We start from the raw sequence: 14651 nt of genomic DNA, 5'->3' as shown, positions 1-14651 counted from the left end.
GGGCAAGCCCGCTCCCACGCCGCCGGTTGTAGGTCGCGTGGGAGCGGGCTTGCCCCGCGATGTTTTTCAGGCCCGGAACTGCCCCAGGCTCGCCCGCAACTGCGCCGCCAGGTCATCCAGCACCTTGCTGCTGGCCGTGGTCTGCATCACCACCTCGGCTGACCGCTCGGCCTGAGCATGGATGTTCTCCACTCGCCCACGCACCGCCTGCGCGCCATTGGCCTGCTGTTCCGCCGCGCGGGTAGCCAGGCCGATCGCCGCATGCACCTGCTCCACCGCCGCCTGCACCGACTGCTGACGCCGCTCGTTGTCACGCAGCACCAGCAAGCCTTCGCTGGCCTGGCGCCCGGCCTGGCTGATGGTGGCGACCGCCTCCTTGGCACCCTCCTGCAAGGCGGTGATGTGCGACTGGATATCGCCGGTCGAACTCTGCGTCTTGCTCGCCAGCGCCCGCACCTCGTCAGCCACCACGGCGAAGCCACGCCCGGTCTCGCCCGCCCGCGCCGCCTCGATGGCGGCATTGAGCGCCAGCAGGTTGGTCTGCTCGGCAATGCCGTGGATAACCGTCAGCACCACTTCGATCTGCTCGCTTTGCTTGGCCAGCCGCTCGATCACCTGGGAGCCGGTTTCTACTTCACCGGCCAGGTTCTCGATCAGCCGTGCCAGCTGCGTGGACGCACGGCTGTTCTCATCGGTGGCCTGGCGGATATCCACCACCTGCTGCAATGCGGCCTGCATGGCATGGCTTTCGGCCTGGGCCTCGTCGGCCATGCTCGACAGGTCGCGCAGGCTGGCGGCCACTTCATCGCGCTGCAGCGCCGCCGCAGCATCGGCCCCGGCATTGCGCTGGGTCATGCTGCCGATCTCCACGCCAGTGCGCTGGGCCACCTCACCGGCCTCACGCACGATGGGCTGCAGCTTGTCGACGAAGCGGTTGACCGCCGAAGCCATGTCGCCGATCTCGTCGCGGCTGTCGAGGGTCACACGCTTGGTAAGGTCGCCCTCACCCGCAGCCAGGTCGTTGAGCGCGGTAATCAGCAGGCGCAGCTTGCTGAGCACCCGGCGCCCAAGCACCACGGCGACCACCAGCAATACCCCCAGCCCGACCAGCACCAGGCCCAGACCGATCCGCCAGCGCAACTCGCCGGCGGCGTCACGCACGGTCTGCGCGGTATTGGCCTGCATTGCCGTGGCGCTGTTCTGGGCGGTTTCCAGGCGGGCGCGCAGGGCCTTGCCACTGTCGGCGGCGGCGGCCACCAGGCTGTCGCCAACCAACTGCTCACCACTGCCGATCAACGCGGCAAAACGCTGGTCGAGCGCCTTGAGTTCCTGATCGACGCCCGCCGTGGAAACACCCATCAGCACCTTGCCGATCTCGGCGCCATTGGGGCTGATGGACGCTTCAACGAAGTACACCGAAGGGTCCTTGCGCGCCGCATCCAGCACCTTGTCCAGCGCCCGCTCGCCCTGGCCCTTGTCCATCAGTGCCTGGTTGATCGGGTTCTGCCGGTTGAGGTAGCGGGTCAGGTGCTGGCCCTGGGCGTCGTCATAGATCACAAACAGCACGTTGGGGTTGCGCTGGGCGCGCCGGGCGAAGTCCGACAGCATTGGCACGTCGTTATCCCAGATGGCGCGCGGCGCAACCGACGCCAAGAGTTCGGCCATGTCGTTGGCCGAGTCCTTGAGGTTCTTTTCCAGGGTGGCGCGCAGTTGCTGCTGCTCGCTTTGCAGCCGCTCGGAAAGGCCGGCACTCAGGCGCTGGCGGGTACTGGCAGAGAGGCTGTCGAGCCCGGCGCGTACATCCTGGCCGGCCTGTTCCAGTTCTGCGGCCAGTTTCTGGCTGTCATGCCCCAGGCGCTCGCCCAAATCGGCCTCCAGGGCGGTGACCGTGCTCCGCGTCAGTGCAACGGCGACCAGCACCTGCACCAGAAGAGCGATACCAAGCGCAACAAACACAGGCCGTAACAGGCGGCTTCGTAACAGTGAAAGGATGGCAGACACGTTGTAACCCTCGTGTTTCTGGCGCCATTACTTTGATGGCATCTACGGAAACTTCTTACAGCAAGGGTTGTGCCGAAGGCAGCAGGTAAAAATGCCATGCCAGGTGGCATCAATACCTGCGACAGAGCTGGAAGCAAAGCGACATCCCTATGGGAGCGGGTTTACCCGCGAATGCAATGCTGGATTCACCGCCGCATTCGCGGCGGTTCGACGCTTCGATAAACCCGCTCCCACAGATACTTGGCAGTGGCGCCACATAGAAACAAAAACGCCGCGAACCCTTGCGGGAACGCGGCGCTCAGTCAGCTAACGGCTATCTGATCAGGCAAACGGATGACGCAGCACGATGGTCTCGTTGCGGTCCGGGCCAGTCGAGATGATGTCGATCGGCGCGCCGACCAGCTCCTCGATGCGCTTGATGTAATCGCGCGCGGCCTGTGGCAGTTCTTCCAGGGTTTTAACGCCCAGGGTCGACTCGCTCCAGCCTGGCATCTCTTCGTACACCGGCTCCAGGCCGATGTAGCTGTCGGCATCGGAAGGTGCGTCAATGACGGCACCGTTCTCGTTCTTGTAGCCCACGCAGATGTTGATGGTTTCCAGGCCGTCCAGTACGTCCAGCTTGGTCAGGCAGATGCCCGAGATGCTGTTGACGTCGATGGCGCGACGCAGGATTACCGCATCGAACCAGCCGCAACGACGGGCGCGGCCGGTGGTGGAACCGAACTCGTGACCACGCTTGGCCAGGGTGGCGCCGGTTTCGTCGAACAGTTCGGTCGGGAATGGACCGGAACCGACACGGGTGGTGTAGGCCTTGGTGATGCCGAGGATGTAGTCCAGGTACATCGGGCCAACGCCGGAACCGGTGGAAATGCCGCCAGCGGTGGTGTTGGAGCTGGTGACGTACGGGTAGGTACCGTGGTCGATGTCCAGCAGCGAGCCCTGGGCGCCTTCGAACATGATGTCCTTGCCGGCGCGGCGCAGGTTGTGCAGCTCGGCGGTAACGTCGAGCATCATCGGCTTGAGCTGCTCGGCGTAGGCCATGCACTCGTCCAGGGTCTGCTGGAAGTCGATGGCCGGCTCTTTGTAGTAATTCACCAGCTGGAAGTTGTGGTAGTCCAGCAGCTCACCGAGCTTGGCGGCGAAGCGCTCGCGGTGGAACAGGTCGCCCACACGCAGGCCGCGGCGCGCGACCTTGTCTTCGTAGGCTGGGCCGATGCCACGGCCGGTGGTGCCGATCTTGGCTTCGCCACGGGCTTTTTCACGGGCCTGATCGAGGGCCACGTGGTACGACAGGATCAGCGGGGCAGCCGGGCTGATGCGCAGACGCTCGCGCACCGGTACACCCTTCTCTTCCAGCTTGGTGATTTCGCGCATCAGCGCATCCGGGGCAACGACCACGCCGTTGCCGATCAGGCACTGTACGCCTTCACGCAGGATGCCCGACGGAATCAGGTGCAGAACGGTCTTCTCACCGTTGATCACCAGGGTGTGACCCGCGTTGTGGCCACCTTGGTAGCGCACGACGGCGGCAGCATGTTCGGTCAGCAGATCGACGATCTTGCCTTTGCCCTCATCACCCCACTGGGTGCCCAGGACGACGACATTCTTACCCATAACACTTGTCCTCATTCACGCAAACTTGGTTGCCGGCCCATCGCCGGCGAAGAATCTCAATGGGTCAGCGGCAGAACCTGCCAGCGCCCGTCTTGCTGAATCAATTGCCGATCACAATCCGCCTCAAGGGCAGCACTCAGCGGCTGGCCAGGCAGAGCCTGGACCACACGCTGGCCCTCGTTGCGCAACTGGCAGACTTGCTGCCAGAGGGCCGCATCACCGCTGTCGGGCATCCAGATGCCGCCAGCCGGGAGTACGACCTCCGCTCGCCCCAGTGTGACCAGGGTCTTCAAATCCGTGGAGAAACCGGTAGCCGGGCGTGCCCGACCGAAGTCGGCGCCGATGTCGTCGTAACGCCCGCCCTGGGCGATCGATTGACCCTCGCCAGGCACGAACACGGCGAACACCACGCCGGTGTGATAGTGGTAGCCGCGCAGCTCGCCGAGGTCGAAGTACAGCGGCAGATCCGGGTAGCGCGAGGCCAGACGATCAGCGATCGCCAGCAGGTCGTCCAGCGCAGCCAGCACGCTGGCCGGGGCTCGGCCCAGGCGCACACGGGCCTCGGCCAGCACTTCGCGTCCACCGCACAGCTCGCACAGGGCGCGCAGCATGTTGCCAAGGTCCTGCGGCAGGTTGGCGGTCAGCGCCTGAACCTCATCGACAGCCTTGCGCTGCAGGGCGTCGAACAGCTGCTGCTCGACGTCACCCGACAGGTTGGCGGCGCGGGCCAGGCCACGGTAGATGCCGACATGGCCGAGGTCCATGTGCACATCCGCCACGTCGGTCAGTTGCAGCGTGGCGAGCATCAGGCTGATGACTTCGACATCGCTGGTGGGGCTGGCGTCGCCGTACAACTCGGCGCCCAACTGGATCGGGCTGCGCGAGGTGGACAGCGCGCGTGGCTGGGCGTGCAGCACGCTACCGGCATAGCACAGGCGGCTCGGGCCTTCGCGGCGCAGGGTGTGAGCATCGATACGCGCCACCTGCGGGGTGAAGTCGGCGCGGAAACCCATCAGGCGGCCGGACTGCGGATCGACAACCTTGAAGGTGCGCTCGTCCAGGTCCGCACCGGCACCGGTCAGCAGCGACTCCAGGTATTCGATATGGGGGGTGACCACCAGCTCGTAACCCCAGCTCTGGAACAGGTCCAACACCTGCCGACGCGCGATCTCGATGCGCGCAGCCTCAGGTGGCAGTACTTCCTCGATGCCATCTGGCAGAAGCCAGCGGTCTACCGTTGCCATTACGCCATTTCCCCTTTGGTCCGGGCGGCCACCCTGCGGGCTAGCCTTGAGTGAAACGGGCCCTGGCGGACAGCAGCGGGCAGGACCGAACCCAGCGCAGCCACCGTTACCAACACCCTTGAATACCTTGCGCCGGGGCCGTTTCATCGGCCAATCAACCTTACAGACGCAAAAAAGCCGGGAATTTCCCGGCTGCCGCATCATACACCCCTTTTCATTCAGGATGCACCCCGCCAGGCATTTTAGCTGCCGGGCGGGGCGCGCCCATCATGAGAGCAACCTCAGGGCTTGCTCTTGTCCAGGAAACGGAAGAACTCGTTCTTCGGGTCCAGGACCAGCACGTCGCTCTTGCTGGAGAAGCTCTCGCGGTAGGCCTGCAGGCTACGGTAGAACGCGTAGAAATCGGCGTCCTGGGTGTAGGCCTTGGCATAGATGGCAGCCGACTGGGCATCGCCATCACCGCGGGTCTCTTCCGCCTCACGATACGCTTCGGCCAGCAGCACGCGGCGCTGACGATCGGCGTCGGCACGGATGCCTTCGGCCAGCTCGTTACCCTTGGCGCGGTGCTCGCGGGCTTCACGCTCGCGCTCGGTGCTCATGCGGTCGAACACGCTGCGGTTGACTTCCTTGGGCAGGTCGATGGCCTTGACGCGAACGTCGACCACTTCGATACCCAACTCCTTGCTGGCCATGCGGTTCAGCGAGGCGGTGATGTCAGCCATCAGTGCGTCACGCTCACCCGACACCACTTCGTGCAGGGTGCGTTTACCGAACTGGTCACGCAGGCCGCTTTCCAGACGACGCGACAGGCGCTCGTCGGCGATCTGCTTCATACCCGAGGTAGCGGTATAGAAGCGCTCGGCGTCCTTGACGCGCCACTTGGCGTAGGCGTCGACCATCACTGCTTTCTTCTCCAGCGTCAGGAAACGCTGGGTTGGGGCGTCGAGGGTCATCAGGCGAGCGTCGAACTTGCGCACCTGGTTCACGTACGGCACCTTCACATGCAGGCCAGGCTGGACATCGGCCTTGACCACGCGACCAAACTGCAGCAATACCGCGCGTTCGGTTTGCGAAACGATGTAGAAGCAGTTCCAGGCGACGATCGCCAGCACCACGGCGCCAATCAGGGCGAACAGCGATTTATTGCTCATCAGCGGCTCTCCCTGGAACGCAGCGGCGGTTGTTGTTGCAGGTCCTGGGCGGCACGCGCGGCGGCGTCATTGGCCGACGACGACACGCTGCTGGCGGGAACCGCAGTGCTGTTGCGACCGCTTTCGACCATCTTGTCCAGCGGCAGGTAGAGCAGGTTGTTCTGCCCATCCTTGGTTGCCACCAGGACTTTGCTGGAGTTGCTGTACACCTCCTGCATGGTCTCGAGGTACAGGCGCTGACGGGTAACCTCTGGCGCCTTGCGATACTCGGCGACCAGCTTGGTGAAGCGATCGGCCTCACCCTTGGCGCGGGCGATGACTTCATCGCGGTAGCCGTTGGCGTCCTCGATGATGCGCTGCGCCTGACCACGGGCTTCCGGTACCACGCCGTTGGCGTAGGATTCGGCCTGGTTGCGGGCACGCTGCTCGTCTTCACGGGCACGGATCACGTCGTCGAAGGCCTCTTGCACTTCACGCGGGGCTGCCGCGCTCTGCACGTTGACCTGGGTCACGGTGATACCGGTCCGGTAGGTGTCGAGGAAACGCTGCAGACGCTCACGGATGTCCACGGCCATCTGCTCACGGCCTTCGGTCAGCACCTGGTCCATCGAGGTGGAACCCACCACGTGGCGCAGGGCGCTGTCGGTCGCATGCTGCAGGCTGACTTCCGGCTGGTCGACGTTGAGCACGAAGTCCTGCAGGTTGCTGATGCGGTACTGCACGGTCAGCGGCACTTCGACGATGTTCTCGTCTTCGGTGAGCATCTGGCCCTGCTTGGTGTAGGCCCGTTCACGGGTCACGTTTTCCATGTACTTGCGGTCGATCGGCGGGAAATAGATATTCAAGCCGGGGCCGACGGTCTCGTAGTACTTGCCGAAGCGCAGCACGACTGCCTGCTCCTGCTCGTCCACCACGTACACGGCGTTGTACAGCCAGATCGCCGCCAGCACCGCCAGGCCTACGCCCAGCAGGCCCAGGCCGCCACCTTTGCCGATATTGCGGTCGCTGTTGCCACCGCGCTTCTTGCCACTGCCGAACATGCCGTTCAGGCTGTCCTGCAGCTTGCGGAAGGCCTCGTCCAGATCCGGTGGACCTTTCTTGTCGCCACCGCCGCCACCGCCACCGCGACGACCGCCCCAGGGATCCTGATTGTTCGAGTTGCCACCCGGCTCGTTCCAAGCCATAGCGCTCTCCATCTGATAAAGCAAAGACGCGCCCACGGCGCGCCGTCCAATGCTACAGAATGCCTGTCACTGCTGCCCGGCGACCTCGACGAGCATTTATTGCAAAGTGTGTTGCTCGACAAACACTTGCGGCTCCATGCCTTCGCGGCTGACCAGGCGATTCAACTCGACCCTGGGCAGTCGCACGCTCAGCAGGCTGCGCCCTTCTTCATCATGCTCTTCACTCTGCACGGCACCCAACGCGAAGAATTGCGCGCGCAAGCGGGCAAATCGCTGCTCCAGGCACAGGGTTCCGACATAAAGATCATCCCCCAGCAATTCGGCAACTGCCTGGCCAACCAGCTCCAGGCCTCGTCCATCACGTGCCGATACCCAGACCCGCTGCGGCTTGCCGTCGGCATCGCGCTGGATCTGCGGCTCGACATCTTCGAGCAGGTCGAGTTTGTTATACACCTCGAGGATCGGCAAGCCTTCAGCGCCAATCTCGCCCAGCACCGCCAAGACCTGCTCGATCTGCTCCATGCGCTCGGGCTCATGGGCGTCGATCACGTGCAGCAGCAGGTCGGAGTTGCTCGACTCTTCGAGCGTAGCCCGAAATGCCTCGACCAGCTTGTGCGGCAGATGGCGGATGAAACCCACGGTGTCGGCCAGCACGATCGGCCCAAGGTCGGCCAGTTCAAGCCGGCGCAGCGTAGGGTCGAGGGTGGCGAACAGCTGGTCCGCGGCATAGACCTCGGACTGTGTGAGGGCGTTGAACAGGGTCGACTTGCCGGCGTTGGTGTAACCCACCAGCGACACGGACGGGATGTCGGCACGCTTGCGCCCACGACGGGCCTGCTCGCGCTGGCTGCGCACCTTCTCGAGGCGGCCCTTGATCTGGCGCAGGCGCACCCGCAACAGACGGCGGTCGGTTTCCAGCTGGGTTTCACCTGGGCCGCGCAGGCCGATACCGCCCTTTTGCCGCTCAAGGTGAGTCCAGCCGCGTACCAGCCGCGTGCTCATGTGCTCGAGCTGGGCCAGTTCGACCTGCAGCTTGCCTTCGTGAGTACGCGCCCGTTGGGCGAAGATATCGAGAATAAGCCCGGTACGATCCAGCACGCGACACTCGAAAACGCGTTCGAGGTTACGTTCCTGGCTGGGCGTGAGGGTGTGATTGAAAATCACCAGGTCAACTTCTTCGGCTTTGACCAGGTCGCGCAATTCCTCGACCTTGCCGCTACCGATCAGAAACTTGGCGGTGGGCTGATGCCGTGACACTGTCGCCAGTGTAACGATCTCGGCTCCGGCCGACAGCGCCAGCTCCTGAAACTCCTGCGGGTCTTCGCGCGCCTCAGGGTTCTGACCTTCCAAGTGAACGAGCAGCGCTCGCTCACCACCACCGTGGCGCTCAAAGAACAATGCAGGCTCCTACTATTTTCAAGCGTTGCCTTGCTCGCTATCGCCATGCTCGCCATCGGTCGGGCTGGGCAGACGAACTGGACGGGCAGGTACGACAGTCGAAATCGCGTGCTTGTAGACCATCTGGCTGACGGTGTTCTTCAGCAGCACGACGAACTGGTCGAACGATTCAATCTGGCCCTGCAACTTGATCCCGTTGACCAGATAGATCGAAACCGGGACCTTTTCTTTTCTCAAGGTGTTCAAGTAAGGGTCTTGTAGCGAATGCCCTTTTGACATATGCCGCACTCCTGTAAGGATCAATAGTAAAAAACAAGAAAAATCAGTAATTGCTGCCGCCTTTCGCAAGAATAGACGGCAATAAGCAGGGACTCAGCTCAATATGGAGACGGCCCCTAGGTATTTCAAGGTGCGGGACAGATTGTCGCAGGCCAGGCTATCCAGCCAGTGCACGTCGGACCAACCGCGCAACCAGGTGAATTGGCGCTTGGCCAACTGACGCGTGGCAATGATACCGCGTTCACGCATCTCATTCTCAGTTAGCTGGCCGTCCAGGTAATCCCAGACCTGCCGATACCCCACTGCCCGTATAGACGGCAGCCCGGCGTGCAAGTCACTTCTGGCTCGCAGCGATCGGACCTCGTCGACGAAGCCCTGTTCCAGCATCTGCGAAAATCGTAACGCAATTCGCTCATGCAAAATGTGACGATCTGTAGGCGCTATGGCCAGGCTGGCGACAGTATAGGGCAAATGCCCGCTCACGCCTGCGTCTGCGCCGCGACTTTCGGCGAATTGTCGCTGGCGGTGGGCGGTCATGCTTTCGCCGCTCACCCGGTACACCTCAAGCGCGCGAATCAGGCGCTGCGGGTCATTCGGATGGATGCGCGCCGCCGATTCGGGGTCCACCTCGGCCAGCTGGCGATGCAACTCGGCCAGGCCCAGCTCGCCGGCCTGGGCCTCAAGTTCGGCGCGCACCCTTGCATCGGCTGGCGGCATGTCGGCCAGGCCGTCGATCAAAGCCTTGTAATAAAGCATGGTGCCGCCGACCAGCAGCGGGATCTTGCCGCGCGCGGTGATCTCGGCCATGGCCTCGAGCGCATCGGTGCAGAACTGCTTCGCCGAATAGCTCTCGGCCGGGTCGAGGATGTCGATCAGCCGATGCGGATGGGCGGCCAGCACCTCTTTCGAAGGTTTGGCAGTACCGATATCCATGCCGCGATAGACCAGCGCCGAATCGACACTGATCAGCTCGCACGGCAGCACCTTGGTCAGCTCGATGGCCAGGTCGGTCTTGCCGGCCGCCGTCGGGCCCATGAGGAATATCGCCGGGGGTTTCATGCTCATTTCATCGCCCCCGCAGGAACAGCTTGTCCAGGTCATCCAGGCCCATCTGGGTCCAGGTCGGCCGGCCGTGGTTGCACTGGCCGCTGCGCTCGGTGTTCTCCATGTCGCGCAGCAGGGCGTTCATTTCCGGGATCGCCAGGCGCCGGTTGGCGCGCACCGCACCGTGGCAGGCCATGGTCCCGAGCAATTCGTTCAGGTGCGCCTGGATACGGTCGCTGCTGCCGTACTCCATCAGGTCGGCGAGTACGTCCTGCACCAGGCGGTTGGCCTCGGCCTGCTTGAGCAGCGCCGGGATCTGCCGGATCGCCAGGGTTTCCGGGCCCAGGCGCTGCAGCTCGAAGCCCAGGCGCTGGAACCACTGAGCGTGCTCTTCGGCGCAGTCGGCCTCGCGCTGGCTCAGCGCCAGCGACTCCGGCACCAGCAGCGGCTGGCCGCTCAGGCCTTCGCTGGCCATGGCCACCTTGAGGCGCTCGTACATGATCCGCTCGTGGGCGGCATGCATGTCCACCAGCACCAGGCCGATGGCGTTCTCGGCCAGGATGTAGATGCCTTTGAGCTGGGCCAGGGCATAGCCCAGTGGGGGGATATCACCCTGGCTGTCCGGCAAGGCTCCCGACGTGGCCGTGGCGTTGTCCAGCGGCGCATAGAACTCGCGGTAGACCGCCTGGGCCTCACCGGCAGCGAGCGGCTGGGACGGGCGCGGGGTGTATTGGTACTGATAACCCGCACCCGCGCCGCCCGAGGAGAACGACTGACGCGCCTCGCCCTGGGGCTGCTCCAGTACCGGCGACGCCAGGCGCATTTCGCCCTGGGGGCCGAATTCCCCGGCCTGCTGGCCGCTCGGGCGAATCAGTTCGGCGGTTGCCGCGGGAGCCGCAAGCTGGTCCTCAGGCCGTACATCAGCCAGGGCCCGGTGCAGGGTGCCATAGAGGAAATCGTGGACCATCCGCCCTTCGCGGAAGCGCACTTCGTGCTTGGTCGGATGCACGTTGACGTCGACACCGGTCGGGTCGAGTTCAAGGAACAGCACGAAGGTCGGGTGCCGACCGTTGAACAGCACGTCGCGGTAGGCCTGGCGCACCGCGTGGGCGACCAGCTTGTCGCGCACCGCGCGGCCATTGACGAAGAAGTACTGCAGGTCTGCCTGGCTGCGCGAAAACGTCGGCAGGCCTACCCAGCCCCACAAGCGCAGGCCGTTGCGTTCGACGTCGATCGGCAAGGCCTGCTCGAGGAAGCCCGGGCCACAGATGGTACCCACGCGCCGCGCCCGGGCCATCTCGTCGGCCGCCTCGTGCAGGCTGAAGATGGTTTTGCCGTTGTGGCGCAGGTGGAAGCCCACGTCGAAACGCGCCAGCGCCAGGCGCCGGATGACTTCCTGCAGGTGATCGAATTCGGTTTTCTCGGCCTTGAGGAACTTGCGCCGGGCCGGGGTATTGAAGAACAGGTCACGCACCTCCACCGAGGTGCCGACCGGGTGCGCGGCTGGCTGCACGCGCGGGAGCATGTCGCGGCCTTCGGTCTCTACCTGCCAGGCTTCGCCGGCGTCGGCGGTGCGCGAGGTCAGGGTCAGGCGGGCCACCGAGCTGATCGAGGCCAGGGCCTCACCGCGAAAGCCCAGGCTGAGCACGCCTTCGAGGTCTTCCAGTTCACGGATCTTGCTGGTGGCATGGCGCGCCAGGGCTAGCGGCAGGTCGTCCGGGGCAATGCCGCTGCCGTTGTCACGTACCCGCAGCAGCTTCACGCCGCCCTGCTCGACCTCGACCTCGATACGCCGGGCGCCTGAGTCGAGGCTGTTCTCCAGCAGCTCCTTGGCCACCGAGGCCGGGCGCTCGACGACCTCACCCGCGGCGATCTGGTTGGCCAGCCGCGGGCTGAGCAGCTGGATGCGCGAACCGCCATTCATTGTTGCGACGCCAGGGTAGTGCCCGGAATGTCGAGGTGCTGGCCGACTTTCAGCTCATCGGTCTTCAGGCCGTTGCTGCTGCGCAGGCTGGCAACGCTGACCTGGTAGCGCACGGCGATCATCGCCAGGGTTTCGCCGGGGCGCACGGTGTGATCGCGCGGGCCCTGGGCAATCTTGCCGCTGTCACGCAGCCAGGCGATGTAGGTGCCCGGGGGCGGGTTCTGCTGGAAGAACTGGCGCACGCCGGTATGGATCGAACGGGCCAGCGCCTGCTGGTGGCTGCGCGTGGCCAGTTTGGCCGCCTCATTGGCATTGGAGATGAACCCGGTTTCAACGAGGATCGATGGAATGTCCGGCGACTTCAGCACCATGAACCCAGCCTGCTCGACGCGCTGCTTGTGCAGGGGTGTGACCCGGCCCATGTTGCCCAGCACCTTTTGCCCAACGTTGAGGCTGGAGCTGAGGGTGGCGGTCATCGACAGGTCGAGCAGTACCCCGGCGAGCATGCGGTCCTTGTCGTCGAGGCTGACGTTGCCGGCGCCGCCGATCAGATCGGAACGGTTTTCCGTGTCGGCCAGCCAGCGCGCGGTCTCGGAGGTGGCGCCGCGGTCGGACAGGGCGAATACCGAGGCACCAAAGGCGGCTTTGGACGGCGCGGCATCGGCGTGAATCGAGACGAACAGGTCAGCGCCCTTCTTGCGGGCGATCTCGGTGCGTTTGCGCAACGGGATGAAGTAGTCGCCGGTACGGGTCAGCTCGGCGCGGTAACCTTTCTCGCTGTTGATCTGACGCTGCAGTTCCTTGGCGATGTCGAGCACGATGTCTTTCTCGTGCTGCCCGCGCGAGCCCGAGGCGCCCGGGTCTTCGCCACCGTGGCCGGCGTCGATGGCCACGACGATGTCGCGCTTGCCGGCAGGTGCCGGTGGCAGCTTGATCGCGGGTTGCACCGGGGTCACCGGCACCGCCGGCGTGGTCGCAGGGGGCTGCACTGCAGGAGGCGGTGTCGGGTTGCTGGCGGCGATGGCGTCGGCTTCCTGGTCGTACAGGTCGACCACCAGGCGGTTGCCGTACTGGGCATTCGGCGCCAGGGTGAAGCTCTTGGGCGATACGGCCTTTTTAAGGTCGATCACCACGCGCAGGTCGGTTGGCGTGCGCTGGGCCGACCGCATGCTGTTGATCGGCGTGTTCGAGGTGGCCACGTTCAGCGGCCCACCCAGGGTGGCACCGTTGATATCGATGACCAGGCGATCCGGCGCGGTCAGGGTGAAGACGCTGTGCTGTACAGGCCCGGACAGGTCGAAGACCAACCGCGTGTTGTCCGGCGCACGCCACAGGCGCACGCTCTTGACTTGAGTGACCGCCGCCAGAGCGTCAACGGTCACCGTTGTCAGCAGCAGCCCAACGACAGCGACCAGTGCGCGTATGCGCATACCTTTCCCCACTTACTGTTTGATTTTCTTGGCCAGATCGGCACACCAGGCTTCGCCGCGTGCCCCCTGCGGCGACAGGTTCAGCGAGCGCCCGCCCGCTTGCGGGCTTATGGTAATGGTCAGGTCGGGCTTTGGCAAAACGCCCGCACCTTTATCGGGCCACTCGAACAGGCACAGGGCGTCGCCCTCGAAGTAATCGCGAATCCCCATGAATTCAAGCTCTTCCGGATCGACCAGGCGATACAGGTCGAAGTGAAAAGCGCGAATGTCGCCGATCTCGTAGGGTTCGACCACGGTGAAGGTCGGGCTCTTGACCGGGCCGGTGTGGCCCAGGCCACGGATCAGGCCGCGGGACAGGGTGGTCTTGCCGGCGCCCAGGTCGCCCTCGAGAAAGATCACGCCATGACCGCCGGTCACTTCAGCCAGCTTCGCGCCGAAGTCGACGGTGGCCTCTTCATCGGCCAAAAACAGGGTTATGCCAGACACGCTGAATGTTCCTCCAACAATTCTCTAATGACCGCAACCAGATCGCTGGCTGCCAGGCCTCTTCCCTCAACCCCCAGCCGTTCGCCGGCACGGGCATGCAGCCACACCCCCAGGCAGGCTGCCTGCCAGGCGTCCAGCCCTTGGGCCAGCAGCGCCGCCAACACCCCGGTGAGCACATCCCCCAGCCCCGCGCCGGCCATGGCCGGATGACCGTGATCGCACAGCGCCAGCTGCCCGGCAGGGTCAGCCACCAGCGTACCGGCGCCCTTGAGCACACAGACGCTGGCATATTTGCGCGCCAGCTTGCGCGCGGCACCGGGCCGGTCGGCCTGCACCGCTTCGGTGGAGATCCCCAGCAGGCGCGCCGCCTCCCCCGGGTGCGGGGTCAGCACGCTGCCGCTGGGCAGCGCCAGCGGCGACCGCGCCAGCAGGTTGAGCGCATCGGCATCCCAGACTTGCGGCAGGTGCGCATTGGCCACCGCCGACAACAGGCTGCGCCCCCAGGCCGCCTGCCCCAGCCCTGGCCCGACCACCAGCACCGAGGCACGCTCCAGCGGCCCCATCAACTGATTGGCCGAACTCACGCCCAGCCACATGGCCTCGGGCAGACGGGCCAGCCCGGCAGCGACATGTTCGGGACGCGTGGCCACACTGACCAGGCCGGCGCCACAACGCAGCGCGGCTTGCGCACTGAGCATCACCGCCCCGCCGGTACCCAGGTCGCCACCGACCACCAGCACGTGGCCGAAGTCACCCTTGTGGGCGCCAGCAGCACGCGGCGGCAGGCCGGCCAGGGTCAGCCGATTGAGCGGTTGCGGGGTATTACCGGGGTGTTTGGTCTGAGGCATGGGGTCAAAGGCTCCGATGTCTGGCAGAATTATACGCACCTACACCCG

General features: G+C 64.8%; 12 protein-coding genes. All 12 read right to left on the bottom strand.

Annotation, left to right across the window (positions count from 1 at the left end):
* Positions 1-66 precede the first annotated feature (66 nt).
* The 12 genes from ABE459_RS13585 to ABE459_RS13530 all read right to left on the bottom strand — a co-directional run bounded on the left by ABE459_RS13585 (position 67) and on the right by ABE459_RS13530 (position 14603).
* Positions 67-2001: a methyl-accepting chemotaxis protein gene (locus ABE459_RS13585; protein ID WP_125465753.1), complete on the bottom strand. Its 1935-nt coding sequence runs from the start codon at positions 1999-2001 to the stop codon at positions 67-69.
* Positions 2002-2322: 321 nt separating this feature from the next.
* Entirely contained in the window at positions 2323-3615 is a 1293-nt protein-coding gene (locus ABE459_RS13580) for an adenylosuccinate synthase (protein WP_003249542.1), read from the bottom strand.
* Between the two features lie 56 nt (positions 3616-3671).
* Positions 3672-4859 carry an ATP phosphoribosyltransferase regulatory subunit gene (locus tag ABE459_RS13575; RefSeq protein ID WP_110996129.1) on the bottom strand — a complete coding sequence of 396 codons (1188 nt, stop codon included), beginning with the start codon at positions 4857-4859 and terminating at the stop codon, positions 3672-3674.
* A 281-nt stretch (positions 4860-5140) separates the two neighbouring features.
* The gene (hflC, locus tag ABE459_RS13570; RefSeq protein ID WP_110996130.1) at positions 5141-6010 is read right to left on the bottom strand and encodes a protease modulator HflC; all 870 of its coding nucleotides are present in this window, start codon (positions 6008-6010) and stop codon (positions 5141-5143) included.
* Entirely contained in the window at positions 6010-7194 is a 1185-nt protein-coding gene (gene hflK, locus ABE459_RS13565) for an FtsH protease activity modulator HflK (protein WP_323830432.1), read from the bottom strand. Before hflK ends, hflC begins: the two co-directional genes overlap by 1 nt.
* Before the next feature lie 96 nt (positions 7195-7290).
* Positions 7291-8592, bottom strand: a complete 1302-nt coding sequence (hflX, locus tag ABE459_RS13560) for a ribosome rescue GTPase HflX (RefSeq protein WP_125465756.1) — start codon at positions 8590-8592, stop codon at positions 7291-7293.
* Between the two features lie 18 nt (positions 8593-8610).
* Positions 8611-8871 carry an RNA chaperone Hfq gene (gene hfq, locus ABE459_RS13555; protein WP_110996133.1) on the bottom strand — a complete coding sequence of 87 codons (261 nt, stop codon included), beginning with the start codon at positions 8869-8871 and terminating at the stop codon, positions 8611-8613.
* Between the two features lie 93 nt (positions 8872-8964).
* The gene (gene miaA / locus ABE459_RS13550; RefSeq protein WP_125465757.1) at positions 8965-9936 is read right to left on the bottom strand and encodes a tRNA (adenosine(37)-N6)-dimethylallyltransferase MiaA; all 972 of its coding nucleotides are present in this window, start codon (positions 9934-9936) and stop codon (positions 8965-8967) included.
* 1 nt (position 9937) lies between these two features.
* Positions 9938-11839, bottom strand: coding sequence for a DNA mismatch repair endonuclease MutL (gene mutL / locus ABE459_RS13545; protein ID WP_258643395.1), 1902 nt, complete (start codon positions 11837-11839; stop codon positions 9938-9940).
* The gene (locus ABE459_RS13540) at positions 11836-13269 is read right to left on the bottom strand and encodes an N-acetylmuramoyl-L-alanine amidase (protein ID WP_125465759.1); all 1434 of its coding nucleotides are present in this window, start codon (positions 13267-13269) and stop codon (positions 11836-11838) included. Before ABE459_RS13540 ends, mutL begins: the two co-directional genes overlap by 4 nt.
* A gap of 12 nt (positions 13270-13281) precedes the next feature.
* The gene (gene tsaE / locus ABE459_RS13535) at positions 13282-13755 is read right to left on the bottom strand and encodes a tRNA (adenosine(37)-N6)-threonylcarbamoyltransferase complex ATPase subunit type 1 TsaE (RefSeq protein ID WP_110996137.1); all 474 of its coding nucleotides are present in this window, start codon (positions 13753-13755) and stop codon (positions 13282-13284) included.
* Positions 13743-14603, bottom strand: a complete 861-nt coding sequence (locus ABE459_RS13530; protein ID WP_323830433.1) for an NAD(P)H-hydrate dehydratase — start codon at positions 14601-14603, stop codon at positions 13743-13745. The genes tsaE and ABE459_RS13530 overlap by 13 nt, the downstream gene beginning before the upstream one ends.
* Positions 14604-14651 lie beyond the last annotated feature (48 nt).

Origin of the sequence: Pseudomonas sp. TWI923, from assembly GCF_039673365.1 — a bacterium.
Classification (GTDB): domain Bacteria; phylum Pseudomonadota; class Gammaproteobacteria; order Pseudomonadales; family Pseudomonadaceae; genus Aquipseudomonas; species Aquipseudomonas sichuanensis.
This window is presented reverse-complemented; position numbering and strand designations above follow the sequence as displayed.

Excerpts from the sequence above, each read along its gene's own strand:
- ABE459_RS13540 (WP_125465759.1), bottom strand. The coding sequence starts at position 13,269 with ATGCGCATACGCGCACTGGTCGCTGTCGTTGGGCTGCTGCTGACAACG.
- miaA (WP_125465757.1), bottom strand. The coding sequence starts at position 9,936 with ATGAGCATGAAACCCCCGGCGATATTCCTCATGGGCCCGACGGCGGCC.
- ABE459_RS13530 (WP_323830433.1), bottom strand. The coding sequence starts at position 14,603 with ATGCCTCAGACCAAACACCCCGGTAATACCCCGCAACCGCTCAATCGG.
- hfq (WP_110996133.1), bottom strand. The coding sequence starts at position 8,871 with ATGTCAAAAGGGCATTCGCTACAAGACCCTTACTTGAACACCTTGAGA.
- ABE459_RS13580 (WP_003249542.1), bottom strand. The coding sequence starts at position 3,615 with ATGGGTAAGAATGTCGTCGTCCTGGGCACCCAGTGGGGTGATGAGGGC.
- mutL (WP_258643395.1), bottom strand. The coding sequence starts at position 11,839 with ATGAATGGCGGTTCGCGCATCCAGCTGCTCAGCCCGCGGCTGGCCAAC.
- hflK (WP_323830432.1), bottom strand. The coding sequence starts at position 7,194 with ATGGCTTGGAACGAGCCGGGTGGCAACTCGAACAATCAGGATCCCTGG.
- hflC (WP_110996130.1), bottom strand. The coding sequence starts at position 6,010 with ATGAGCAATAAATCGCTGTTCGCCCTGATTGGCGCCGTGGTGCTGGCG.
- ABE459_RS13575 (WP_110996129.1), bottom strand. The coding sequence starts at position 4,859 with ATGGCAACGGTAGACCGCTGGCTTCTGCCAGATGGCATCGAGGAAGTA.